The organism is Streptomyces sp. NPDC014889 (assembly GCF_043081205.1).
Taxonomy (GTDB): Bacteria; Actinomycetota; Actinomycetes; order Streptomycetales; family Streptomycetaceae; genus Streptomyces.
Genome location: NZ_JBIBWH010000017.1, coordinates 1 through 22,620 on the forward strand (window position 1 = coordinate 1; position 22,620 = coordinate 22,620).

25 protein-coding genes and 1 pseudogene are annotated in these 22,620 nt (G+C 73.0%); 10 read left to right on the forward strand and 16 right to left on the reverse strand.

Going from position 1 to position 22,620, the window contains the following annotated elements:
* The 3 genes and pseudogenes from ACF09J_RS29335 to ligD all read left to right on the forward strand — a co-directional run.
* Positions 1 to 180: GvpL/GvpF family gas vesicle protein (locus tag ACF09J_RS29335; protein ID WP_392308471.1), on the forward strand; the 180-nt coding region annotated here is incomplete at its 5' end.
* A 36-nt stretch (positions 181 to 216) separates the two neighbouring features.
* Complete coding sequence (locus ACF09J_RS29340) at positions 217 to 834, forward strand: DNA polymerase ligase N-terminal domain-containing protein (RefSeq protein WP_392308472.1); 618 nt, start codon at positions 217 to 219, stop codon at positions 832 to 834.
* Positions 835 to 863: 29 nt separating this feature from the next.
* Positions 864 to 1,768: pseudogene (gene ligD, locus ACF09J_RS29345) on the forward strand (non-homologous end-joining DNA ligase).
* Between the two features lie 73 nt (positions 1,769 to 1,841).
* On the opposite strand, the gene ACF09J_RS29350 reads toward ligD, so the two are convergent.
* Both ACF09J_RS29350 and ACF09J_RS29355 read right to left on the reverse strand, forming a co-directional pair.
* Positions 1,842 to 2,969 carry a glutamate--cysteine ligase gene (locus ACF09J_RS29350; RefSeq protein WP_392308473.1) on the reverse strand — a complete coding sequence of 376 codons (1,128 nt, stop codon included), beginning with the start codon at positions 2,967 to 2,969 and terminating at the stop codon, positions 1,842 to 1,844.
* Between the two features lie 86 nt (positions 2,970 to 3,055).
* Positions 3,056 to 4,582, reverse strand: a complete 1,527-nt coding sequence (locus ACF09J_RS29355; protein WP_392308474.1) for an FAD-dependent oxidoreductase — start codon at positions 4,580 to 4,582, stop codon at positions 3,056 to 3,058.
* A gap of 131 nt (positions 4,583 to 4,713) precedes the next feature.
* Between ACF09J_RS29355 and ACF09J_RS29360 the strand changes: the two genes are divergently transcribed.
* Positions 4,714 to 5,382: an endonuclease gene (locus ACF09J_RS29360; RefSeq protein WP_392308475.1), complete on the forward strand. Its 669-nt coding sequence runs from the start codon at positions 4,714 to 4,716 to the stop codon at positions 5,380 to 5,382.
* Between the two features lie 68 nt (positions 5,383 to 5,450).
* Entirely contained in the window at positions 5,451 to 5,795 is a 345-nt protein-coding gene (locus ACF09J_RS29365) for a DUF6480 family protein (protein WP_392308476.1), read from the forward strand.
* 18 nt (positions 5,796 to 5,813) lie between these two features.
* Here ACF09J_RS29365 and ACF09J_RS29370 read toward each other — a convergent pair whose 3' ends face one another.
* From ACF09J_RS29370 to ACF09J_RS29380, 3 genes are all read right to left on the reverse strand, one after another.
* Positions 5,814 to 6,923, reverse strand: a complete 1,110-nt coding sequence (locus ACF09J_RS29370) for an enolase C-terminal domain-like protein (RefSeq protein WP_392308477.1) — start codon at positions 6,921 to 6,923, stop codon at positions 5,814 to 5,816.
* A gap of 113 nt (positions 6,924 to 7,036) precedes the next feature.
* Positions 7,037 to 7,987 carry a HesA/MoeB/ThiF family protein gene (locus ACF09J_RS29375; RefSeq protein WP_392308478.1) on the reverse strand — a complete coding sequence of 317 codons (951 nt, stop codon included), beginning with the start codon at positions 7,985 to 7,987 and terminating at the stop codon, positions 7,037 to 7,039.
* Positions 7,984 to 8,163, reverse strand: a complete 180-nt coding sequence (locus ACF09J_RS29380; RefSeq protein WP_392308479.1) for a hypothetical protein — start codon at positions 8,161 to 8,163, stop codon at positions 7,984 to 7,986. The genes ACF09J_RS29375 and ACF09J_RS29380 overlap by 4 nt, the downstream gene beginning before the upstream one ends.
* 255 nt (positions 8,164 to 8,418) lie before the next feature.
* Here ACF09J_RS29380 and ACF09J_RS29385 point away from each other — a divergent pair, with 255 nt between their 5' ends.
* Positions 8,419 to 9,006 carry a hypothetical protein gene (locus ACF09J_RS29385; RefSeq protein ID WP_392308480.1) on the forward strand — a complete coding sequence of 196 codons (588 nt, stop codon included), beginning with the start codon at positions 8,419 to 8,421 and terminating at the stop codon, positions 9,004 to 9,006.
* Positions 9,007 to 9,091: 85 nt separating this feature from the next.
* Here the strand turns inward: ACF09J_RS29385 and ACF09J_RS29390 are convergent, their stop codons facing one another.
* From ACF09J_RS29390 to ACF09J_RS29405, 4 genes are all read right to left on the reverse strand, one after another.
* The gene (locus tag ACF09J_RS29390; protein ID WP_392308481.1) at positions 9,092 to 9,586 is read right to left on the reverse strand and encodes a hypothetical protein; all 495 of its coding nucleotides are present in this window, start codon (positions 9,584 to 9,586) and stop codon (positions 9,092 to 9,094) included.
* 31 nt (positions 9,587 to 9,617) lie between these two features.
* Positions 9,618 to 10,127: an SHOCT domain-containing protein gene (locus ACF09J_RS29395; protein WP_392308482.1), complete on the reverse strand. Its 510-nt coding sequence runs from the start codon at positions 10,125 to 10,127 to the stop codon at positions 9,618 to 9,620.
* A gap of 139 nt (positions 10,128 to 10,266) precedes the next feature.
* Complete coding sequence (locus ACF09J_RS29400) at positions 10,267 to 11,625, reverse strand: hypothetical protein (RefSeq protein ID WP_392308483.1); 1,359 nt, start codon at positions 11,623 to 11,625, stop codon at positions 10,267 to 10,269.
* Between the two features lie 56 nt (positions 11,626 to 11,681).
* Positions 11,682 to 12,344: an HdeD family acid-resistance protein gene (locus tag ACF09J_RS29405; protein WP_392308484.1), complete on the reverse strand. Its 663-nt coding sequence runs from the start codon at positions 12,342 to 12,344 to the stop codon at positions 11,682 to 11,684.
* 228 nt (positions 12,345 to 12,572) lie between these two features.
* Here ACF09J_RS29405 and ACF09J_RS29410 point away from each other — a divergent pair, with 228 nt between their 5' ends.
* Positions 12,573 to 13,163: a potassium channel family protein gene (locus ACF09J_RS29410; protein ID WP_392308485.1), complete on the forward strand. Its 591-nt coding sequence runs from the start codon at positions 12,573 to 12,575 to the stop codon at positions 13,161 to 13,163.
* 9 nt (positions 13,164 to 13,172) lie between these two features.
* Here the strand turns inward: ACF09J_RS29410 and ACF09J_RS29415 are convergent, their stop codons facing one another.
* The 3 genes from ACF09J_RS29415 to ACF09J_RS29425 form a co-directional block, all read right to left on the reverse strand.
* On the reverse strand, positions 13,173 to 13,370 hold the full coding sequence (locus tag ACF09J_RS29415; RefSeq protein ID WP_100567356.1) for a hypothetical protein: 198 nt from the start codon (positions 13,368 to 13,370) through the stop codon (positions 13,173 to 13,175).
* Positions 13,371 to 13,498: 128 nt separating this feature from the next.
* Positions 13,499 to 13,930 (reverse strand): hypothetical protein, encoded by a 432-nt coding sequence (locus ACF09J_RS29420; RefSeq protein ID WP_392308638.1) that lies wholly within the window; start codon positions 13,928 to 13,930, stop codon positions 13,499 to 13,501.
* A gap of 50 nt (positions 13,931 to 13,980) precedes the next feature.
* Positions 13,981 to 16,647, reverse strand: a complete 2,667-nt coding sequence (locus ACF09J_RS29425; RefSeq protein WP_392308486.1) for a LuxR C-terminal-related transcriptional regulator — start codon at positions 16,645 to 16,647, stop codon at positions 13,981 to 13,983.
* A 205-nt stretch (positions 16,648 to 16,852) separates the two neighbouring features.
* On the opposite strand from ACF09J_RS29425, the gene ACF09J_RS29430 reads away from it, so the two are divergent.
* Both ACF09J_RS29430 and ACF09J_RS29435 read left to right on the forward strand, forming a co-directional pair.
* A complete protein-coding gene (locus ACF09J_RS29430) occupies positions 16,853 to 17,212 on the forward strand; it encodes a DUF779 domain-containing protein (protein ID WP_392308487.1) in 360 nt (119 codons plus the stop codon).
* Between the two features lie 158 nt (positions 17,213 to 17,370).
* Positions 17,371 to 17,565, forward strand: a complete 195-nt coding sequence (locus ACF09J_RS29435; protein ID WP_392308488.1) for a hypothetical protein — start codon at positions 17,371 to 17,373, stop codon at positions 17,563 to 17,565.
* 14 nt (positions 17,566 to 17,579) lie between these two features.
* On the opposite strand, the gene ACF09J_RS29440 is transcribed toward ACF09J_RS29435, so the two are convergent.
* The 4 genes from ACF09J_RS29440 to ACF09J_RS29455 all read right to left on the reverse strand — a co-directional run bounded on the left by ACF09J_RS29440 (position 17,580) and on the right by ACF09J_RS29455 (position 21,519).
* Positions 17,580 to 18,689 carry an acyl-CoA dehydrogenase family protein gene (locus tag ACF09J_RS29440; protein ID WP_392308489.1) on the reverse strand — a complete coding sequence of 370 codons (1,110 nt, stop codon included), beginning with the start codon at positions 18,687 to 18,689 and terminating at the stop codon, positions 17,580 to 17,582.
* The gene (locus tag ACF09J_RS29445) at positions 18,686 to 19,867 is read right to left on the reverse strand and encodes an acyl-CoA dehydrogenase family protein (protein ID WP_392308490.1); all 1,182 of its coding nucleotides are present in this window, start codon (positions 19,865 to 19,867) and stop codon (positions 18,686 to 18,688) included. The genes ACF09J_RS29440 and ACF09J_RS29445 overlap by 4 nt, the downstream gene beginning before the upstream one ends.
* On the reverse strand, positions 19,864 to 20,841 hold the full coding sequence (locus ACF09J_RS29450) for an NADPH:quinone oxidoreductase family protein (protein WP_392308491.1): 978 nt from the start codon (positions 20,839 to 20,841) through the stop codon (positions 19,864 to 19,866). Before ACF09J_RS29450 ends, ACF09J_RS29445 begins: the two co-directional genes overlap by 4 nt.
* 93 nt (positions 20,842 to 20,934) lie before the next feature.
* Positions 20,935 to 21,519, reverse strand: coding sequence for a helix-turn-helix domain-containing protein (locus ACF09J_RS29455; RefSeq protein ID WP_392308492.1), 585 nt, complete (start codon positions 21,517 to 21,519; stop codon positions 20,935 to 20,937).
* 90 nt (positions 21,520 to 21,609) lie between these two features.
* Between ACF09J_RS29455 and ACF09J_RS29460 the strand changes: the two genes are divergently transcribed.
* Positions 21,610 to 22,572 carry an NAD(P)/FAD-dependent oxidoreductase gene (locus ACF09J_RS29460; protein ID WP_392308493.1) on the forward strand — a complete coding sequence of 321 codons (963 nt, stop codon included), beginning with the start codon at positions 21,610 to 21,612 and terminating at the stop codon, positions 22,570 to 22,572.
* The last annotated feature ends 48 nt before the right edge of the window (positions 22,573 to 22,620 follow it).

Consider the following 22,620-nt stretch of genomic DNA (forward strand, 5'->3'; position numbering starts at 1 on the left):
TCGTTCCTGGTGGAGCGGGAGGCGGCACAGGAGTTCGTGACCGCGGTCGAACGGGCCCGCAAGGACCTGCCCCACCTGGAACTGCGGGTGAACGGACCGCTGCCGCCCTACAGCTTCGTAGAACCCGGCCCCGCCGAGCCCGCGAGCAGCACGGCCGGAGCCGGCACAGGAGCGGAGTGACGTCCCGGCGACCCCGGACGCGAGGAAGGAAGGACCATGCCCGCCTCGGACACGCTGGCGGAGTACCGCCGGAAACGGAACTTCCACGCGACACGGGAACCGAGCGGTGAGGACCGGTCCGAGTCCGGTCCGCAGCCGCGGTTCGTGGTGCAGATCCACGACGCGAGCACCATGCACTTCGACTTCCGGCTCGAGGCCGACGGGGTGCTCAAGTCATGGTCGGTCCCCAAGGGACCGTCCGGCGACCCGCACGACAAGCGGCTCGCGATGCCGACCGAGGACCACCCGCTGGAATACCGGAACTTCGAGGGCGTCATCGCCGAGGGCGAGTACGGCGCCGGCACGGTGATCATCTGGGACGAGGGCACCTTCCGCAACCGCAGCACCGACAAGCGCGGCCGGGAGGTCCCGTTCGCCGAGGCGCTGGAGCGCGGCCACGCGTCGTTCCGGCTCAACGGCAGCAAACTGCACGGCGATTGGGCGCTCACCCGGTTCCGCCGGGGCGACGGGGGCGAACGTGAGGCGTGGCTGCTGGTCAAGTCCCGTGAAACCGAGGGCGCCCAGCAGCACACGCCCGATCCCCGTCGAGCCCGGTCGGTTCGCTCCGGGCACACCCTGGGCCAGGTCGCCGCGCTGGAGGGCGAGAAGGAGTGACCCGACACTATGCGTGAGCGAGGTGCGCCATGACCACGGCCGAGATCCAGGCGGGCAACCGTACCGTCGAGATCAAGCGGGCCGACAAGGACATGTTCCCGGACGACGGCATCACCAAGGCCGACCTGGCCGGCTACTACCGCCGCGTCGGCCGGCGCATCCTGCCGCATCTGCGGGGCCGCCCCCTGATGCTGGAGCGGTACCCGGACGGAATCGCCGGCGGCCGGTTCATGCAGAAGGACACCCCGGACTACTTCCCCGACTGGGTCCACCGCTGTGAACTGCCCAAGGAGGGCGGCACCGTCGCCTATCCGGTCTGCGACGACCTGGCGAGCCTGCTCTACCTCGTCGACCAGGCGTGTGTCACCCCGCACCGCTGGCTGTCCAGGGCCGACCGCCCCGACAACCCCGACCGGCTGGTCTTCGATCTCGACCCCCCCCCGACGGGGACTTCGCTCCCGTGCGGGAGGCCGCCGCCCTCCTGCACGAGCTGCTCGACGAACTCGGGCTGCCCTCCGGCCTGATGACCACGGGCTCCCGCGGGCTGCACGTGCTGGTCCCGCTGAACCGCCACGCGGCGTTCGACGAGGTGCGCGCGTTCGCCCGCGACGTCGCCGATAGACTCGCCGACCGGCACCCCGGCCAACTCACCACCGCGCCGCGCAAGCAGGCCCGCAAGGGCCGGCTGTACCTGGACGTCCAGCGCAACGCCTACGCCCAGACCAGCGTCACCCCGTACGCGGTCCGCGCGCTGCCCGGCGCCCCCGTCGCCACGCCGCTGAGCTGGGCGGAACTGGACAACCCCGAACTCGGCCCGCAACGCTGGACGTCGGCCACCATCGACGCCCGTCTGAAGGGCGACGATCCCTGGCAGCCCGCGCTGCGCCGGGGCCACGCACTGGGCCCGGCGCGGCGGAAGCTCGAAGGGATCTGACCGCACCGGCGGCCTTGTGGGCAGCGTCGCGGCCAGGGCGGAGACGGCGGTCACCGCCGTCTTTGCCAGTCGCTCAGGGCCGGCCGGCGGTGCCTGCGGTCATCAGGTCCAGCAGTGCCGGGAGGCCGCCGCTGCGGACGGCGGCGCGCTGCCTGACCGCTCCCGTGCCGCCGTCCAGCAGCCTGTGCAGGCCTTCGGCGACCCGGCCGTGGTCGCCGAAGCGGCGCAGCGCGGGAGCGACATGGTCGTACAGCCTCTCGGCGACCCGCCCGGCCGGCGCGGGCCTGCCACTGCGCGGATCGACCAGCACGTCGGTCAGACCGTGGCGGGCCGCGTGCCAGCCCGCGGCGGTCAGGATGCCGGCCGGCGGGTTCGGCGCCCCTTCTCCGGCGCGTGCCTCGTCCAGGCCGGTGGCGACCAGGCCCCGGATCAGGCCGGCGAGGGTGACCGCGCTGTCGGCGTCGAGCTGCACGTCCGCCGCGCGCACCTCAAGCGTCGGGTAGGTGTCGGACAACCGGGCGTGCCAGTAGAGCTGGTGCCGGTCCGGGACGACACCGGTCGCCAGCAGTTCCTCGACGCGCTGCTCGTACTGTGCCGCGTCCTCGGCGAACGGCGGGGATCCACTGGCCGGCCATCGCCCGAACACCACCGTGCGCCAACTGGCGAACCCGGTGTCCTTGCCCTGCCAGAACGGGGAGTTGGCGCCGAGCGCCACCAACACCGGCAGCCAGGGCCGTATCCGGGCCAGCGCACCGGCGCCGAGGGAGCGGCCGGGGACGGCCACATGGACGTGCATCCCGCAGATCAGCTGCTCCTCGACCAGCAGCGCGGCCTCACTGAGCATGTCCTCGTAGCGCTGTTTCGGCGTGACGGGCACGGCGGTGTCGCCGGCCAGCGGCGCGGCACCGGTCGCGGCGGCCAGGCAGCCGCTGCGCAGCGCCGCCCTGCGCATGCCGTCCCGCAGTCGCGTCAGATGTTCGGCCAGCTCCTCCAGTTCGCCGCACACCGGTGTGGCCACCTCGATCTGCGCCTGAAGCAGCTCACGCTCGACGTCCCCGCCGGCCGACCCCAGTTCCACGTCGGCGGCGTCCTCGACCTTCGCCGCCGAGGGCACCGGCAGCCCGCTGCGAGGATCGAGGAGGACGTACTCCTCCTCGGCCCCCAGTGTGACTCCGTTCCCCGCTGTACCCGTTGACGGCACCGGCCCCTCCTCATCTGCACTGCGGCCCTGCTTCCGGCTACCCCCGAGCCCGGTTCCTACGTCCCGGCCGCGCCGAATCCTCGTGTTCAGATCTCCCGCCTCTTGAGCGGGTGCACGGCGGGGCCCTGGAGGATCCGCCCGTCCGGAGCGAAGCGGGAGCCGTGGCACGGGCATTCCCAGGCCTGCTCGGCGCTGTTGAAGGACACGATGCAGCCGAGGTGGGTGCAGCGGGCGGAGACCGCCTGAAGCCGGCCCTGTTCGTCACGGTGGACCGCGTACTGCCGTCCGTTCACGCGGACCACGGCGCCCTCGCCCCGGGGGACGTCCTTCAGCGCCGGTTCCGTCAGGGACGGCAGCCGGTCGCCGACGAAGTGCTTGGCCACGTGGGCCTGATGCTTCAGGAACGAGGTTCCTTCGCGGACCACGGTGGCCAGGCGGCGAGGATCGTAAAGGCCGCTCCACTCGACCGTGCGGCCGCCGACGAGTTCGCTGAGCAGGCGGCCCGCCATGATGCCGCCGCTCAGGCCCCAGCCGCCGAACCCGGTGGCCACCCAGGTGTGACGGCTGCCGGGATGGAACGGTCCGACGAGGGGCACCGAGTCGGTGGAGTCGTTGTCCTGGGTGGCCCACCGGTGGGTGAACGTGAGCCCGGGGAAACGCTCGTCGGCCCACGAGGTCAGCCGGGTGAACCGCTCCTCGACGTCGGCGGCCCCGGGGGCGAAGTGCTCGCCGGTGACGATCAGCAGACGCCGGCCGTCCTCGTACGGTGCGGTGCGCACGGACCGTGTGTTCTGCTCGGGCGTGATGTACATGCCGCGCGGGGCCCGCTCCTCGGCGAGCGGCGCGGCCACGACCAGCTCGCGCCGCGGGGAGAGCCGGGCGAAGAGGAGGGCGCGGTCGAAGACGGGGTAGTGCGTGGCGATCACCACCTCGTCGGCGCGGACCGACACGCCCGCGTCGGTCGTCAGGACACAGGGCTCGCCCTCGGTGAGGCCCACGACGCGTGTCCCCTCGTACACGGAGCCTCCCCGCCGGCGCAGGTCGTCGGCGAGCGCCAGCAGGTACTTGCGGGGGTGGAACTGCGCCTGGTCGGCGACCCGGACGGCGCCGGCGACCGGGAACGGCAGCTCCGTCCCGGTGACGAACTCGGCGGGCAGGCCGGCCTCGCGCGCCGCGTCCGCCTCCGCCCGCAGCTTCTCCACGTGCCGGGGGCTCTCCGCGTAGGTGAAGGCGGCGGCCTCCTCCCACTCGCATTCGATGCCGAGTTCCTCGACGATGCCGGCCGCGTACCGGACGGCCTCGGTCTGGGAGCGCGCGTACAGCCTCGCGCCCTCGGGGCCGCGGGTACGGCGGATGTGGTCGTAGACCAGGGTGTGCAGCGCGGTGAGTTTGGCCGTCGTGTATCCGGTGACCCCGGCGGCGATGCGGTCGGCCTCCAGGACGGCCACCTCGCGTCCCTCCCGTACCAGCTCCCAGGCCGTGCTGAGTCCGGCGATGCCGCCGCCGACCACGGCGACCTCCACGGTGATGTCACCGGGCGGAGGGGGTGCCGGATCCCCTGGGGGCGCGGTCTCGATCCAGTAGGAGCCCCGGATTCCTGTGTCCTCGTTCATGGGCGGCCGAGTTCCCCTCGCACGGCCGTGCGGAACCGGCGGGTTTCCGGCCGCCGCACTCGTGAAACCCGCCCTTCGTCCCCCGGGGCCGTACCCGGGCTTCGCCGACGTAGCCGACGTAGCGAGGCGTCATGAGCTCCACGACCAGCAAGAAATCCCCCGAACGCACCGAGAGGGCGGTCGTGCGGGCACTGCTCGACCGGCAGGACTCCACCTATCTGGCCCAGGCGGGGGTCAGGCTGCGGAACACGCCCGGCCCGCTCTATCAGACACTCGTCCTGGCCGTCCTGCTCAGCGCCCGGATCAGGGCGGACATCGCGGTGGCCGCCGCACGGGCGCTCTTCGAGGCGGGCCTGCGCGACGCGCGCTCGATGGCGAAGGCGTCGTGGCAGCAGCGCGTGGACGCGCTCGGCGAGGGCGGGTACCGGCGCTACGACGAGCGGACCGCCACCATGCTGGGCGAGGGCGCGGAACTGCTGCTGGAGCGGTACGGCGGCGATCTGCGCAGGCTGCGCGAGGAGGACGATCCGAAGAAGGCGCTCCGGGACGTACCCGAGCTCGGGCCGACGGGCGTCGACATCTTCCTGCGGACCGTCCAGACGGTCTGGCCGGAGTTCGAGCCCTATGTGGACCGCAAGGCGCGGGACGGCGCCAAGCGGCTCGGTCTGCCCACCTCGCCCGAGCGCCTCGCGCATCTGGTGAGCAAACGCGAACTGGCCCGGTTCACCGACGGGCTGGTCCATGCCGCGCTGGACAAGCCGCTCGCCGACGACGTCCTGGCCCGGGCGAGGGCCGCGTAGCGGAGCCGGTCCGCGGAGTTGGTCCACGGAGTTGGTCCGCGGATCCCCACTGACGAAGGGCTGAGGTCATGAACGCGAAGCACGCATACCGGGCCGGCCGCCCGCACGCCGACCGCCGCGATCCGCCGGCACCCGGGGCGGCACCGGAGGAGCCGCGCCGGCCGGGCACGGAGAGCGACCCGGCGGCCGAGGAACACGGCCGCCCGGTGGAGGGTCTGGCCCTGCCGGAGGACACCGCCATGGCCCCGGGTGCCACGCCTCCCGCCGAGTCCGGTGTGTCCGGGCTCGGCGCCCCGGAGCGCGAGGCTCTGAGCAAGGGATGGGCGGCCGCGCCCCTCACCGCGATCTGGATCGTCGTCGCGCTCATCGCCATCGGTCTGCTGGCGATGGCGATCGTGCTGGCGACCAGTTGAGGCCGACGGCGCGAGCCGTCACCGCGCGCGGTACGGGCGCGCGCGCCCGGCGTCGAGGGTGAGTCCCAGGCCGGGCGCTCCGTCACGGCCGACGGCGAGCGCGCCTCCCGCGGGGTCCAGTACGCCGTCGAAGAGGAGCCGCTCGATGCGGACGTGGTCGTGGAACCACTCCAGGTGCCGCAGGTTGGGGACCGCGGCGGCGACGTGCGCGTGGGCGTGCGGTGCGCAGTGGCCGGAGATGTCCAGGCCGTGCGCCTGGGCCAGGGCGGCGGCGCGCAGCCAGACGGTGATGCCGCCGCACCGGGTGACGTCGGCCTGGAGGCAGTCGACGGCACCGGCGGCCAGCATGCGGGCGAAGTACGGGAGTGTGTAGCCGTACTCCCCCGCGGCGAGGTCGGGCGTGATCCGGGCGCGCAGCGCGGCGAGCGTGCCGAGGTGGTCCGAGGAGACGGGTTCCTCGAACCATGTCACGCCCTCGTCGGCGAGCGCGGCGGCCACCCGCACGGCCTGCTTGGCGCTGTAGCCGCCGTTGGCGTCCACGTACAGGTCGGCCGCTTCGCCGATGGTGGCGCGGGCCCGCGCCACGCGCTGCCGGTCGCGCTTCTCCCGCTGCCCCCAGGACTCCCCGATCTTGATCTTGACGCGGGGAATCCCCTCCTCCTCGACCCAGCCCCGCAGTTGCCGGTCCTGCCGCTCGTCGTCGTAGGTGGTGAAGCCCCCGCTGCCGTACACGGGCACGTCGTCGCGCGCCGTGCCGATGAGGTGCACGAGGGGCAGGCCGAGCAGCCGGGCCTTGGCGTCCCACAGGGCGATGTCGACGGCGGAGACGGCCTGCGCCGCGATACCGGGCAGACCGGCGTTGCGCACGGCACGCTGCATGCTCTCGTTCAGATACGGCACGTCGAGAACTCCGGCGCCGGTGACCACGCCGGCCAGCAGTTCGTCGATGACGCCCGCCGCCGCCGCGGGGGCGTAGGTGTACCCCAGCCCGCTGACGTCGCCGCAGCGGACGGTGGCGAGGACGAGTGTGGTGCTGTCCCAGGCAAGGGTCCCGTCCGCCTCGGGCCCATCGGTCGGAACGGTGTAGACGGCACTCTCCACCCGCTCCACAACCTGCTTTCCACTCACCGACTGCTCCTCCCCACCGCATCCGCCCGCTTACCGGCTCATCGGGTACCCCGGCCCCGGGGTGCCGAAAGTGGGGCGTCTTTGAATGAGCGCGCTCTCGGAGTCACCGGGTCCTACATGTGCCTGCCGTGGGCGACCGAGACGATGAACAGGACCACGATGCACAGCACGATGGCGGCGAAGACGGGCCAACCGCGTCCCCGGTCCTCCTCGTCGCCGGGCCGACCGCCCGCTCCCGCCGCGGCCGATGCCGGGGAGGAGGCCACGTGGCGCCAGCCGTGGCAGACGGCGCACGGCCGGGACGGGAAGGGGACCCGGACGTTCTGGCTGCTCAGGCCCGCGGTGGGGAAGGTGGCCCGGACGCCCGGCGAAGTGGGCGTCAGTCCGTGGAGGTAGATGGCGGTGCGCCGCGGATCGAGGATCGCCGAGCGGTCGTCGCCGGGGTGCGCCAGCGCGGTCACGACCTGGGCCGTGGCCAGGGCGACGAGCTGGATGTCGACCCGGGCGCCGCGGGCCGCCTGAGTGTCGGCGGTCCCCTGCCGGAAGGCCACCGCGCACTCGTAGCAGGGGGTGCGCCTGCCGGGGAGCACCCACAGGATCTCGCCGACCTCGGCGTCACGGATCCTCGGGTCCACCCAGACCGCCGGATAGACGGCGGGCCTGCCCACCGCGAGGGCCACGCGGTTGACGTGACGCTGGCACACGGCCGAGTCGGTGGCCGCCACCACCACGTTCGCACCGCCCACCAGCGACCGCTGCTGTTCGGCGGGCAGTTCGAGGAAGTCCGCGTGATGGCCGGTGGCGTCGCAGGAGGGGAAGTCGCGACGGATCTTCCCGGCCAGCGCCGGCGCCTTGGGCTGCCCCAGGGCCGGGGCCCCGAGAGGGTGCCGGATCAGGTTCTCCACCGCGAGGGTGTCGGGATCGACCAGCCCGAGCGGGCTGAACCCGATCCGGGCGAGTTCCTCGGCGAGAAAGCCGCCGACCGCTCCCGCGCCGACGATCAGCGCCGCTCCCCTGCGCCGCTGGTGGCGCGCCCAGACGCGGTCCTCGGGCGGAGCGGTCAATCGAAGGTCCAGCGAGCCACGCGCACCGGGCCCGGCCCGGTCTGCTCGTCGCGGTCGGGGTTCTTCTCCGGCTTCAGCTCCCCGGTGTCGGCGTCGAGGAACCACTCACGCTCGCCGGCGCGTCGCTGCTCCTCCGTCAGCTCGGCCTTCCGCAGGGTCTCCGGTGCTGCACCCATGAGAATCCCTCCCGCCAGGTCTATCTGTTTCCTGCATCGCCGTTTTCCACGTGACCCTTTCCACGTTACGCGCCGGTAGCCGCGGCGCATCCCGGGACGGCCGGCCCGCCACGGGACGCGGATCGGGACGCCCTGGCGCCCGGGATGCAGACGCGCGGTTGTCGGCGGACAATTGAACTGTGGTGTGTCCCGAGCCCGGTGACCCGGTCCACCCACGCGCCCTCCTTTTCGGTTTCTTCTTCGAAGGAGGAGAACATGGACGTGACTTTCCCCGCCTCGGCGTTTCCACCGTTGGCGCTCGGGTTCTTCGGCCTCGGCACCGGATATCTGATCTACGGTCCGCACGAGCTGTTCGGTTATCCGCGAAAGAACGATGCGGTGGACCGTGGGCTCGGCGTCTGGGGTGTCTGGCTTCCCGGCCTCTGTCAGTTCGTCGCAGGTATCATCCTGTTCATCGGGCTGACTTGGTTCCAGGTGTTCACCAAGACGCCACCGCTCTACATGGCGGCGCTGGCATTCTCGGCGTACGGAATTCACTGGTTCGCGATCGGCTGGAACCGTTATCGCGAAAACGACCCCCGAACCAACGCGGGCATGTGCGTCGCCTTCATGGTGATCTCCGCGATGGGCGCCACGGTGTTCTTCAAGATCGGCGAATGGCCGGTGGGACTGCTTTTCCTCGGGCTTTTCGCGATTTATTTCAGCGACTTCTTCGCCTCGATCCAAATGAAGCTGGGCGAACGCGCGCTGGGATTCTTCCACCTCGCGACCGGCCTCTGGCTGATGTACCTCGCGTACGCGGCCGCGGTCAATTTCTCCCTCGGATACCACTGGCCGGTCTAGGGACGGTCCAGGAACGTTTCCCGGGCCGCGCCGGCGCGGCCCGGGAGACGTCCGCCCGGGCCGCGCCGCTCCGCTCGGATGCCCTTCACGGGGTGCGCGGCGGGGCGGTCTCGGAAGTGGTGGAGGATGTGGGAGTGGAGGAGGACGCGGCGGTGCTGCGCGGGGACGGTGCCTCCTCGGGCCGCAGCACGCACAGGGCCCAGATGATGAACCCGGAGAACGCGATCATCACGACCGACCAGACCGGGTAGTACGGCAGGGACAGGAAGTTGGCGAGGATGATCAGCCCGGCGATGGCCACCCCGGCGACGCGCGCCCACATCGCCGTCTGGAACAGCCCGATGCTGATGATCACGGCGAGCACCCCGAGGACGAGGTGGATCCAGCCCCAGCCTGTGAGGTCGTACTGGAAGACGTAGTTGCGCGTGGTGACGAAGACGTCGTCGTGGGCGATGCCCATGATCCCGCGGAAGATGTCGAGCACTCCGGCGATCATCAGCATGACGGCGGCGAAGGCCGTCAGGCCGGTGGCCCATGCCTGCTTCGCCGGATGCTGCCGTGCGGTGTGGGTCGCGGTCATCTTCTCCCTCGTTTCGTCTCGTCCGGCGTGCTCATCGACGGCCGGGAGTGGAGCTGACGGAGCTGTCGGGGCCCTCGGGGGCGGACGTCACGGAGGTGGCGCGACCCTCGGGGACACCGCCGGTCAGAATCATGTCCTTGGCCCGGGCGAACTCCTCGTCGGTGATGTCTCCGCGGGCGCGCAGGTCGGACAGCCGGGCGAGTTCGTCGACCTTGGACCCGCCTCCGCCTCCGCCCCCGGCCGCGGTCTGCCGGATGTAGGCGTTGAAGGCGTCCTGCTGCTGCCGCGCCTGCGCGATCTCCCGGCGGCTCATGCTCTTGCCGCGGGCGACGACGTAGACGAGGACGCCGAGGAACGGCAGAACGATGCAGAACACCAGCCACCCGGCCTTGGCCCAGCCGTTCATGCCGTCGTCGCGGAAGATGTCGAGGACGACCCGGAAGAGCAGGACGAACCACATGATCCACAGGAAGAACCACAGCATCGTCCAGAAGGCGCTCAACAGCGGGTAGTCGTACGCGAGGTTCATCTGCGTGCTCATTTCTCTCTCCGTTCCGGGCCTGTGCCCGGCTGCGCTCTCTGCCCCTGCCAGCGTGCGCAGGGCACGACACGGGCGCCTCACCCGATGCGGGTGACCGTGGGGCGCCGCCCCGGTCGCACGGGGGCGAGGGGCGAGGGGCTCAGGACGTCGCGGGGTGCGTGCCGCCGGGCCCCGCGGACTCGCCGGGACCAGTGGCGGAGGCGAGGACGGCCACGAGGATCAGAACGGCGAGGACGACGCACAGGACGAGTGCGACGACCGCGGCCGTGGGCCGGTTCCAGAGCACCAGGGCGAGGCCGCCGGCCGCGATGACGACGCCGGTGGTCCACTTCCGGTGGGCGTCCAGCCAGCGTCCGGCCGCACCCGTGCGCACCCCGGCGCGGCCGAGCGCCTCGCCCGCGGCGGTGGTGCTCCGCCCGGACAGTCTCCGCACACCGCGCGCCACGCGTCCGGGACCGTACAGGTAGGCGGCGAGCGCCGTGACCACGGCGACGACCAGGAGGGTGCGCGCGCTGTCACGGAGGAACCGCACCAGGGTGTCGTAGACGACCGCGGCGGCGTCGGGGGGCAGGGTGGCCGGCGGGACGGACCCGAGGTAGACCCGGCGGGCCACGGCCAGCGCGACGAGCAGGACGATCATCATCACTCCCACGCCGATGGCCGTGATCTGCAGCATCAACCGGTGCGAGGGAGCCGTCCACACGGTCAGCGCGGCGAGCACGACGGTGGCGACGGGCAGCCAGACGCCGACGATGTCGAGCAGCCGCATGGCGTCCTGGGCCTTGTTCAGCTTCTCGGCCCTGAGCAGCGTGATCGTACGGTCGGGTGCGGGGATGACGGAGGCCCTCTTGAAGCCGGCGTGCTCCAACTCGTGCTTGACCTGGTCGACGACGACCCCGATGTCCAGGTTCACGTCTTCGCCCTGTGCCCGCAGGGCGCCCTTCTGGCTGCCGGTGAGGACGTTCATCAGCGCCGTCTGCGCCCGCCGGTTGGCGGTCACCCAGACGTCCTCGAAGGCGCCGCTGGTGACGACGCGTCCGACGACGCGGTGCACCGCGTCGGTGATGGCGCCGCGCAACGGTCCGGTCAGCACGGTGGAGTCGTCGACGACGCCCGGCGGCGCCCCGGACTTCCTGAGGACGTCGGCCAGCGACGCCGTCATCGCGTTGACGTCGATGTTGCCCACGACCCGTTTGGTCAGCCGGTCGGTCACGACGTTCTGCACGGCCGGTTCGTGGGCCAGCGGGGTGACGGTCTGGACGTAGCGGTCGGTGTCGCCGACCGTGTCGTGCACCCAGGCCGCGACGACGGCCAGCGGGGCGAACACCAGCGTCACCACCAGCAGGACGGTGGCGCCCGCCCGGCGCAGCCTCCGGTGCTTGACGGTGGCCGCCCGGCGGAGCCGTTCGTACTCGGCGAACTCCGCGGGGGTCAGGGAGCGCCGCGGCTCCCCCGCGCCGCCCGGGGACGCGGGGACGGGGGCGTCTGGGGGAGCCATGGATCCTCCTGGGGCGTCGCTGCCGACACGACGGGCGGCGTACGGGGCTTACGGGCTCAGACCGTGGCCGCGGGGCCTGACGGGGTCCCCGTGGCGCCCCTGCGCAGAGCCGACCGCCAGGCGAAGGCGACACCCAGCTCGACCAGGCCGAGCAGCACGAGCCATACGCCGAGCAGCCGGGTCAGCACCAGGGCCGACTGTGCGGGCAGCGCCAGCACCACGATGCCCGCGACGATGCCGAGCGCCGCCGCGCCGAGGAGGACGCCGCGGTGCGGCAGGCCCCGGAGGGCGAGCGCCGCGTAGGCGGTGAGCATGCCGGACAGCAGCCAGACGATCCCGACGATCAGCGAGAGCGCGGCGATGGTCTGCAAGGGGTGCCTCAGGCAGAGCACCCCGGCGAGGACGAACAGCACCGCGACCAGCAGCCGCGCCAGGCGCTCGCCGTGCTCCTCCCGGGAGAACGCGGCGACGAACCGGAACGCGCCGGTCACCAGCAGGTACAGCCCGATCACGATCGCCAGGATGTGCAGGGTCTCGTTCGGCCAGGCGAGCACGATGATGCCGGGCACCAGTGTGGCCAGCGCCGAGCCCAGCAGCCAGGACCACGAGTTGCCGAGTCCGGCCAGCATGTCGGCCGGGTCGCCGTCCGGGTGGTGGCCCGTCCCGCCGGGCCTGTGCTCCGCTCCGGCACGCGCTGCCGAACCACGCGACACGGTCATGGCTCCTCCTCGCGGGGATCGGTTGCGGGTCTGCCGGACCGCCGACGGGACGGTGTGTGGGGACCCGTACGCCAGCGTCCCGCGGAGTGGTGTCCCACGGGTCACCCATGGGGGGTGATCCGTCCGCCGCGCCGCCGCGATGATCTGGATGCGGACCTGCCCCCGTTTCGCGGACGGCTTTCCCGGACGGCGCCCGTTCCCCGGGCGGCGGAACCGAAGGGACCCGAGATGAGCGACCCGGCAGCTCGCCGCACCCCGGACCCCGCGGGGAGGCGCCCGCCACGGCGGGACCGGGAGCGGCGAGTGCCCCGGTCGGCGACCGTCATGGTGCTCGCCCGCTCGGTGCTCGTGACGACCGGTCTGGTGACGGCGTACTACCTGCTGCCCCTGGACGGCCGGGCCACGGGCATGACGGCGGCCCTGCTCGGCCTCGGGCTGCTCGGTGTCGCGCTGTTCTTCGCGTGGGAGGTGTGGGCCATCACCCGCTCGCCGTACCCCCGGCTGAAGGCCGTGGAGGCGCTGGCGATCACGCTTCCGCTCTTCCTGCTGCTGTTCGCCGGCGCCTACTACCTCCTGGACCACTCCGACCCGGACTCCTTCACCGAGCCGCTGACCAGGACGGACGCCCTGTACTTCGCGCTGTCCACGTTCACCACCGTCGGGTACGGCGACATCACGGCGCGGTCGCAGACGGGGCGGGTGCTGAGCATGCTCCAGATGACCGGCGGGCTGCTGCTCGTGGGTGTCGCCGCGCGCGTGCTGACGGGCGCCATCCAGGCGGGTCTGCGCCAGCAGCACCGTGACCGGCCGCCCGGGTAGCGCACAGGCTCACTCCGGTATGCGGCGCATCTCCAGGACCCGCAGGCCCAGTGACTGGCAGCGGGCCAGCAGCCCGTACAGGTGCGCCTCGTCCACCACGGGTCCGAACAGGACGGTCTGACCGGACATCACCACATGGTCCAGCTCCGGGAATGCCTTGGTCAGCGTCTCCGACATGAGCCCGTCGACGCGGATCTCGTAGCGCATCAGCCGCTCCCACGGTGGCCTGGGGACGGGCGTACCACTCCCCCTGTCCGAGGGTCCGCCCGGCCGTGCCGCCGGGCCTCACCCGGCGCAGGTGATACGGCGGGCGGGTGCGGACCGTGTCCGTGGGTTCAGTGGGTGAGGACGACCTTGAGCGCGAGGATCAGCAGCCCGATCACCAGGTTGACCGCGGCCGTCCCCGCCACCAGGACCCAGGAGGCTCCCGCCCGGCGTGCCGCGGCCGCCGACCAGCCCACCTGGCCGGCCACGGCCACGGCGAGCGCCAGCCACAGCCCGCCCGGCAGGTCCAGGCCGAACAGCGGGCTGACGGCGAGCGCGAGGGCCGGCGGCAGGGCCGCCTGGGCGATCGGCCACTCGTCGCGGCACACGTGCAGGACGGTGCCGCGGTCCGGGCGGCGCTGGGCCAGCCGGGCCCCGAACAACTGGGCGTGCACGTGCCCGAGCCAGAAAACCACCCCGGTGAGCAGCAGCAACAGCGCCAGGCGCAGCCGCGGGAAGTACTCGGGAACGCCGGCGCCGACCACCACGGATGCGGCGAGCATGGACCCGTACACCCCGCCGGTGTAGTCGGTGTGGACCCGTCTCAGGCGGTTCACAGCAGGCGCAGTTCGCGGGCCCGGTGCACCGCCTCGTTGCGCCGGTTGACGCCGAGCTTGCGGTACACGCTCTTGAGGTGGGTCTTGACCGTGTTGACCGAGACGAACAGGTCCGCGGCGATCTCCTCCGTCGTCATCATCTGCGCGAGCCGCTGGAGCACGTCCCGCTCGCGGTCGCTGATCCGGTCGACGACCAGGGCGGGCGGGCGGCCCGGGTCCGGCCCGGTCCCGGACCGGGGGCCCGGGCGTCCGGACAGCCGGGGGAACCCGTCCGTGTCCAGCAGGCGGCGCAGCCAGGGGCCGGTCTCGTGGAAGGGGCGCCGCAGCCGTTCGTTCCGGGCGTCCAGCAGCGCGCGGGTCGCCAGCCGGCGCGCGGAGACGTGGTCGCCCTGCCGGCCGGTGGCCTCGGCACGCACCAGGAGGGCCCGTACCGTGACGGCGGGACCGGCGCGCTGCCCGGCTGGAAGCGCGTCGAGCAGGTCGAGGGCGGTGCCCGGATCGCCGGCGGCGAGGTGGGCGCGGGCGGCCGCCACCGTGCAGGCGGCGTCCTGGCCCACGGTGTCCCGCAGCACCTTCACGGCCGGTTCGGGGCGGCCCTCGGCGAGGTGGGCGGCGGAGACGACGAGCGCGGTGTGCGCCTCGGCCCAGGGTGAGGCCACGACGGCGGGGACGGCCGACTCCGCGGTCTCCAGGGCGGCCCTGGCCTCTCCGCGCGCCAGGTGGAGCCGCGCCCGCGCGATGACCAGACCGGCGGCCGTCACGGGATCCCACGGCACCGGCCGCTCGGCCGTCGCCCGGTTCAACAGGGCCTGGGCCTCCCGCAGTTCGTCACGGTCGACGGCCAACGCGGCCAGGACCAGATGGCCGAGTCCGGAACCGGTCGGCTCGGCCAGGCTGAAACGTTCCGCGTCGGCGAGCGCCGCCAGGACCCGGCGTTCCGCGCGCGTGGGCCAGCCGGTCAGGCAGTCGATGAGCGCGAGCAGGCTCAGGGAGTCCTCCCGGGGCAGTGCCGTGGCCCCGTCGGAGCCGGCCGCCGCGGCGGACAGCGCGGCCCCGGCGTCTTCGAAGCGTCCCGCCCACAGACGGGCGGCGCCCAGGTGGGTCTGCAGCAGGGCGGCGAGTTCGGGGTGCCGGTCGAGGAGTTCGGCGGGGAGGTCCTGTTGCAGTTCCCGCGCCGTCCGGGCGGCGTTCTCCGCCTGGTCCGGGGAGCCGGTCAGCCGGGCGGCGAGGGTGTCCAGGAGGGCGAGACCGAGCCGGGCCTCCGCCCTGGCGGAACCGGCGCGGGCCAGCTCCCGTCGGGCGTTTTCCAGGTGCGGGAGGGCGTGCCCGAGGTCGCCGTCGGACAGTTCGCGCGCCGCGCGGACGAGATCGGCCTCGGGACCGGTGGTCTCGGGCGTCATCCGGGAGAACAGTTCTCCCACGTCCCCGGAGCGCAGGCCGGTGAAGAACTGCCCGATCGCGAGGTCGTCCACCAGGGTGCGGGCGGTGAACCGCCAGTCGCCGGCGGCGGCGCCGTGTGCGAGCGCCTCGGGCAGCGGTCCGGTGTGCCGCAGCCATTGGGCGGCCCTGCGGTGCAGTTCTGTCTCCAGGCTGGGGAACCGGACCCGCAGGTGCGCCGCGAGGATCTCGGCGAAGAGGGGGTGGAGGCGGTACCAGGAGTGGCCGAGGTGCTCGACGAACGCGTTCGCCCGGTGCAGCCCGGCCAGGATGGGTTCGGCGTCCCGGCGCCCGGCGAGCGCGTTGGCCAGGTCCGGGCAGAACCGGTCCAGGACGCTGACCCGCAGCAGCAGGTCCTGGGTCGGGGCCGGCTGTCTCTTGAGCACCTCGGCCAGCAGGAAGTCGGCGATCGTGCTCTGTCCGGCCTCGAACTCCTTGAGGTAGGTCTCCGGGTCGCTGCTCTGCTGTGCGGCCAGGGCGCACAGCCGCAGGCCCGCCGCCCAGCCGCCGGTGCGCTCGACGAGCGCGCGGGCCGCGTCGCCGCCGAGCCGCAGCCCGTGCAGTTCCAGCAGGGTCGCCGCCTCTTCGGGGGTGAAGGCGAGTTCCGCGTCCCTGATCTCGGTCAGGGTGCCGTCCGCGCGGTAGCGGTGCAGGGGCAGCGTGGGTTCGGTGCGGGTGACGAGGACCAGGTGCAGGCCCCGTCCGGCGTGGTGCAGGACGAAACCGAGCTGATCGGCGATCTCCGGGGCGGTCACGCGGTCGTACTCGTCGAGGACGACGGTCACGGGCCGGTCGCGGCTGTTCAGCCGCGCAGCGAGCCGGGCGAGCAGGCCGTGGTCCACCATGCCGGCCTCGGCCGGACAGCCGACGTCGCGGACCTCGTGCGCCCCGCTGGCGCGCAGGGCTTCGAGGAGGTAGGCCCAGAAGACGCCGGGGGCCTGGTCGGTGGCGCCCGCGGTGAGCCAGGCCACCGGCCGGTCCAGCTGGGCGGCCCAGTCGGCGACCAGCAGCGTCTTGCCCGCTCCCGCGCAGCCGTTGACCATCGTCAGCGGCGTGGCCGGCGCCCGGTCCAGATGCTCGACCAGGCGCTGCCGGCGCAGGAACGTGACCGGCGGGACCGGCACGGCGAAACGGGTCCGCAGAAACGGGTCCCCCAGGGGATCCACACTCGCGGCCGTCGGCCCCGGACTGTTGTCGCCGCGTTCGGACACCGCGCTCACCACCACCGGTCATGTCATGGGCAGCGCTTCTCCCGCTCAGCATGTCAGCGATCGCCGGTACGCGCGCGTCGCGACGGGGCACGGCGGCCCGAGCGTGTACGGCGGGCCCGGGGGCGCGTGCGCCGTGCAACCTTGTCGCAACCTCATGGCTGCTTGGCTGGGTCCGGCTTCTTCTTCCGGGGCTTTTCCGGGGCGGCGAAGGACGGCGACGATGTACGAGGAGATCCCGCGCGTGGAGTTCACGCCCGCCGCGGCCGGCCTGGTGCGGCGGCTGACCGAGGGGCACGGGCCGCTGATGTTCCACCAGTCGGGTGGCTGCTGCGACGGAAGCGCGCCGATGTGCTATCCGGCGGGCGAGTTCCGTACCGGCGGCTCGGACGTGCTGCTGGCCGAGCTGGAGGTCGAGGGGGTGGACCGGCCGGTGCCGTTCTGGATGTCGCGCAGCCAGTTCGAGGTGTGGAGTCACACCCGGCTCATCGTGGACGTGGTGCCCGGGCGGGGCAGCGGTTTCTCCCTGGAGGCGCCCGAGGGAGTGCGTTTCCTCATCCGCTCCCGCCTCATCGAGGCCTGAGCCCCGCTCCCGGCATCACGCTCGGACCACAGGAGGCGATTCCGGAACGGCGGCAGAACCACACGTTCGGAGGACACGTCTACCGCCCGGCCCGACCCTCCGCTACGCCACACTTGCGGCCGAAAGCCGCGAAGTGGGCGTGGCGGAGGAGGACGACGATGGCCATTTCCATTTCTGTGGTGCTGCTGCTCCTGGTCCTTGCGGTGATCTTCGTGCGCAACTGCGCGCTGAAGTTCTCGCACGCCCTGGTCTGCGTCATGCTCGGCTTCTTCCTGGCGGGTACGAGCATGGCGCCCACCATTCACGAGGGCCTGATGGCCACGGCGCAGATCGTCGGCAGCCTGCGCCCCTGACGCCCGGCCGGACGTCAGGGCGCTTCGAGGCCGACCAGCCGGCCCAGCGCCTCACGGTGGGCGCCCGCGGTGCCGTACGCGATCGAGTCCGCCTTGGCCCGCTTCAGATACAGGTGGACCGGATGTTCCCAGGTCATGCCGATGCCGCCGTGCAGTTGCAGTGCCTCCTCGGCGGCATGGACGGCGACGGGCGCCGCGTAGGCCTGGGCGACGGCGACCGCCACGCCGGCGTCCTCCCGACCGGCGAGCGCGTCGGCCGCGGACCGGGCGGCGGCTCGGAGCCCGGCCACCTCCAGCCACACCTGGGCGAGCCGGTGCTTGAGCGCCTGGAAGCCGCCGACGGGCCGGTTGAACTGCGTACGCTCCTTGAGGTAGCGCACGGTCTCGGTCAGCGTCCAGTCGGCGAGGCCGAGTTGTTCGGAGGCGAGCAGTCCGGCGCCGGCGCGCAGCGCCCGGCGCACGGCGGGTCCGGCGTCGCCCAGCCGGCGGCCCCGTACGGCGTCGAAGGAGACGGTCGCGAGCGGGCGGGTCAGGTCGAGCGACACCTGCGGGGTGAGGGTGACGTCGTCCGCGTCGACGGCGTGGAGCCCGCCGTCCTCGGCGGGCACCAGCAGCACGTCGGCGACCGCCGCGTCCGCGATGCCGGTCAACTCCCCGTACAGCAGCCGGGATTCCAGGCGTACGGTCCTGAAGGCGCCCCCCGGCACGGTGTGCAGCCCGACCGCCAGGGCGCCGATCGCGCGACCGGACGCCAGGCGGGACAGCAGCCCGGTGGCGGCATCGCCCGCGCAGGCCAGCAGCGCCTCGGTGGCCACCACGGCACTGGTGAGGTACGGGACGGGAGCCACCGCGCGCCCCAACTCCTCCAGCACGACGGCCGCTTCGCGGTGGGTGGCGCCATGGCCGCCGTGTTCCTCGGGCACCAGCAGCCCGGCCAGGCCCATGTCGTCGGCGAGGGTCTTCCACAGCGCGAGGTCGTGCGGGGCGTCCGACTCGGCGCGCGCGATCACATCTGACGGTGCGCAGTGGTCGGTGAGCAGGTCCCGGACGGCGGCGCGCAGCGCCTCTTCCTCCTCCGAGTACAGCAGGTCGGGTTCGGCACTCGTCATGCTCACCGTGCTCATCGGGCGAGGTCCTTCCAGGCGACGTCCTTGTCGGTGCGCGGCTCGGTGGGCAGGCCGAGGACCCGCTCGGCGACGATGTTCAGCAGGACCTCGCTGGTCCCGCCCTCGACGCTGTTGCCCTTGGCGCGCAGGTAGCGGTAGCCGGCGTCACGGCCGGTGAAGTCGACCAGTTCGGGACGGCGCATGGTCCAGTCGTCGTACAACAGCCCTTCCTCCCCGCGGAGTTCCACCTCCAGGCCGCTGATCTCCTGGTTGAGGCGGGCGAAGGAGAGTTTCATTCCGGAGCCCTCGGGGCCGGGCTGGCCCGCGGCGAGCTGCTGGCGCAGCCGCTCGCCGGTCAGGCGCGCGACCTCGGCCTCCACCCACAGCCTCAGCAGCCGCTGGCGCAGGTCGTGGGTGCGCAGCTCGGGCCGCTCGCGCCAGATTCTCGAGACCGGGCCGATCATGCCGCCCTCGCGGGGCAGCCGCATTCCGCCGATGGACACGCGCTCGTTCATGAGCGTGGTCCGGGCGACCCGCCAGCCGTCGCCGACCTCGCCGAGGCGGTGGGCGTCGGGGATGCGCACGCCCGTCAGGAAGACCTCGTTGAACTCGGCCTCTCCGGTGATCTGGCGCAGCGGCCGCACCTCGACGCCGGGGTCGGTCATGTCGCACACGAAGTAGGTGATGCCCTGGTGCTTGGGCAGGTCGGGGTCGGTCCGCGCGATGAGGATGGCCCAGCGGGCGAGGTGGGCGCTGGAGGTCCACACCTTCTGGCCGCTGACCACCCAGGTGTCGCCGTCACGGACCGCCCGGGTGCCGAGGGCGGCGAGGTCGGATCCGGCGCCCGGTTCGCTGAAGAGCTGGCACCAGACCTCCTCCCCGGTCCACAGGGGCCTGAGAAAGCGCTGCTTCTGCTCCTCGGTGCCGTGGCGCAGGATGGTCGGCGCGGCCATGCCGAGGCCGATGCCGATGCGGCGCGGGTCGTTGTCCGGCGCGCCCGCCGCCGCCAACTCGGCGTCCACGACGGCCTGGAGGGAGCGGGCGGCGCCGAGTCCGCCGAGGCCCGGCGGGTAGTGCACCCAGGCGAGCCCGGCGTCGAACCGGGCCCTGAGGAAGTCGGTCCTGCCGGTGGTGGCGGGCGGGTGGGCGGCCAGCAACTCGCCGGCGCGGCGGCGCAGTTCCTCGGCCTCGGTCATGCGGCGGCTCCCTTCCTCAGGGCGGGCAGTACGGCGACGCGGCCGGTGGTGGCTCCGTCGGCGACCCGCTGAACGGCCGCCGCGGCCCCGGCCAGCGGCACCCGCTCGCTCACCAGCGGCTTGATCACGCCCCTGGCGGCCAGCTCGGTGAGCTGCTCGTGGCAGTGCCGGACCAGTTGGGGGTTCTTGGTGTTGTACAGGCCCCAGTGCAGGCCGACGATCGAGTAGTTCTTGACGAGTGCGTGGTTCAGCGCCGGGCTGGGGACGGTCCCGCCGGCGAAGCCGACGACGAGGATCCGGCCCTCGAAGGCGACGGCCTTGGCGGACTGGGCGTAGGCCGCGCCGCCGACCGGGTCGTAGATCACGTCCGCGCCCCGGCCGCCCGTCGCCTCCTTCACGGCGGCGACGACGTCCTCGGTGTGCCGGTCGATCACCACGTCGCAGCCCAGTTCGCGGGCCACCGCGGCCTTCGCGGCGCCTCCGGCGACACCGATGACGCGGGCGCCGGCCGCCCTGCCGAGCTGCACGGCCGCGCTGCCGACGCCCCCGGCGGCGGCGTGGACGAGCAGGGTCTCGCCGGCCTCCAGGCGCGCCCGGCGGTGCAGGCCGAACCAGCCCGTCTGGTAGCCGATGTGCAGGGCGGCCGCCTCCGCGTCGTCCAGCGCGTCGGGGGCGGGCAGTACGGCGTCGGTGGCCGCGACGGCGTACTCGGCGAAACCGCCGTACGGCAGCTCCGGGTTGGCGATCACCCGGCGGCCGTCCTCCGTCTCGCCGCAGATCTCCACGCCCGGGGTGAAGGGCAGGGGCGGCCGGACCTGGTACTGGCCGCGGCACAGCAGCGCGTCCGGGAAGTTGACGTTCGCGGCACGCACCTTGAGCAGGGTCCGGCCCTCGCCCGGGGTGGGCGGCTCAGTCTCCTCCAGCCGCATCACCTCGCCCGGCTCGCCGTTCTCGTGCACTCGCCATGCCTGCATGTGCCGCCTCCAGGGGGACCGCGTCGTCGCCTCGTGTGACCGGGGTCGGTTGCATACTAAGCGGTCGCTTGCTCATCAGGGAATCACCCGTGGTCAGCCGTCCTCTGCGCTGCGCGCCGGCCGGGCGCGTACGTGCATGCGCTCCCCCTGCGGTCCGAACAGGCTCAGGAACTCCACCGGCCCCTCCCCCGTCGAGCCGAACCAGTGCGGCACGCGTGTGTCGAACTCCGCCGCCTCTCCGGCCGTGAGCACCACGTCGTGGCCGCCGAGCACCAGCCGCAGCCTGCCGGACAGCACGTACAGCCACTCGTAGCCCTCGTGGGTGCGCGGGTCCGGTTCGAGTCTGCGCCGGGGTTCCAGCACCTTGAACGCCTGGAGGCCGCCGGGCTGCCGGGTCAGCGGCCAGTGGGTGCGGCCGCCGCGCACGATCGGCTCGGCCCGTACCCGCGGATCGCGCACCGGAGGGGCCCCGACCAGGTCGTCCAGCGGCATCCGGTGGGCCCGGGCGATCGGCAGCAGCAGCTCCAGACTGGGTTTGCGCAGGCCCGACTCCAGGCGCGACAGGGTGCTGACGGAGATCCCGGTCGCCTCCGCGAGGGCGGCGAGGGTGACCTCCCGTTCCTTGCGTATCCGGCGCAGGCGGGGACCCACGTCGGCGAGAACGTCCTCGATGCTCATGCGTCGATACTGCCGCCCTGCTTGCGGAACCGGCAAATGCGTTTGTCAATCCGGCACCGCACGGACGACTTTCTCAGTGGAGGTGGTCACATGACCGTGAAGAACGAGAAGTACGAGGTCGTCGTGGTCGGGGGCGGCGCGGCGGGACTGTCCGCCGCGCTGGTGCTCGGCCGGGCCAGGCGGCGGACGCTGGTCGTCGACGCGGGCGAGCCGCGCAACGCGCCGTCCGCGCACATGCAGGGCTTCCTGTCCCGGGACGGCATGTCCCCGGCGCGGTTCCTCGCCGCCGGCCGCGAGGAGATCGAACGGTACGGGGTCGAATCGGTCCGGGACCGGGCGGTGGAAGCGGTCCGGGACGCCGACGGGGAGTTCGACGTGACGCTGGCCGGAGGGCGTACGGTCCACGCCCGGCGGCTGGTCGTCGCCACCGGCCTGAAGGACGAGCTCCCGACGGTCCCGGGACTCGCCGAGCGCTTCGGCCGTGACGTGCTGCACTGCCCGTACTGCCACGGCTGGGAGGTGCGCGACCAAGCCTTCGGCGTGCTCGCCACGACTCCGCTGAGCGTCCACCAGGCGCTGATGGTGACCCAGTGGTCCAAGGACGTGACGCTGTTCCTGCACCGGGTGGGCGAGGACCAGCTGAACGACGACGACCTGCGCCGACTGGCCGCGGCCGGCGTCCACGTGGTGCCCGGCGAGGTGACGGGGATCGTCGTCGAGGCGGACCGGCTGACCGGGATCCGCCTCGACGACGGCACGACGCACGCCCGCGAGGCGCTGTTCGTGGCGCCGCGCGCTCTGCCCCGGACCGACCTCCTGCGGCAACTGGGCGCCGAGCTGCACGAAACGCCCTTCGGCGCATTCCCGGTGATCGACGAGCGGGGCCTGACGACCGTCCCCGGCCTCTGGGCCGCCGGCAACGCGAGCGGCTTCGCCGAACAGGTGATCAACGCGGCCAGCCGCGGCTACCGCGCGGGCGCGGCGATCAACGGCGAACTGCTGTTCACGGACCTGGACACAGCGGTGGCGACGCAGAGCGCCGCCGGGGCGTAGAACGGCACCGGAGCGCCGGGCGCCGCCCACGTTCAGGGCGGCACCCGG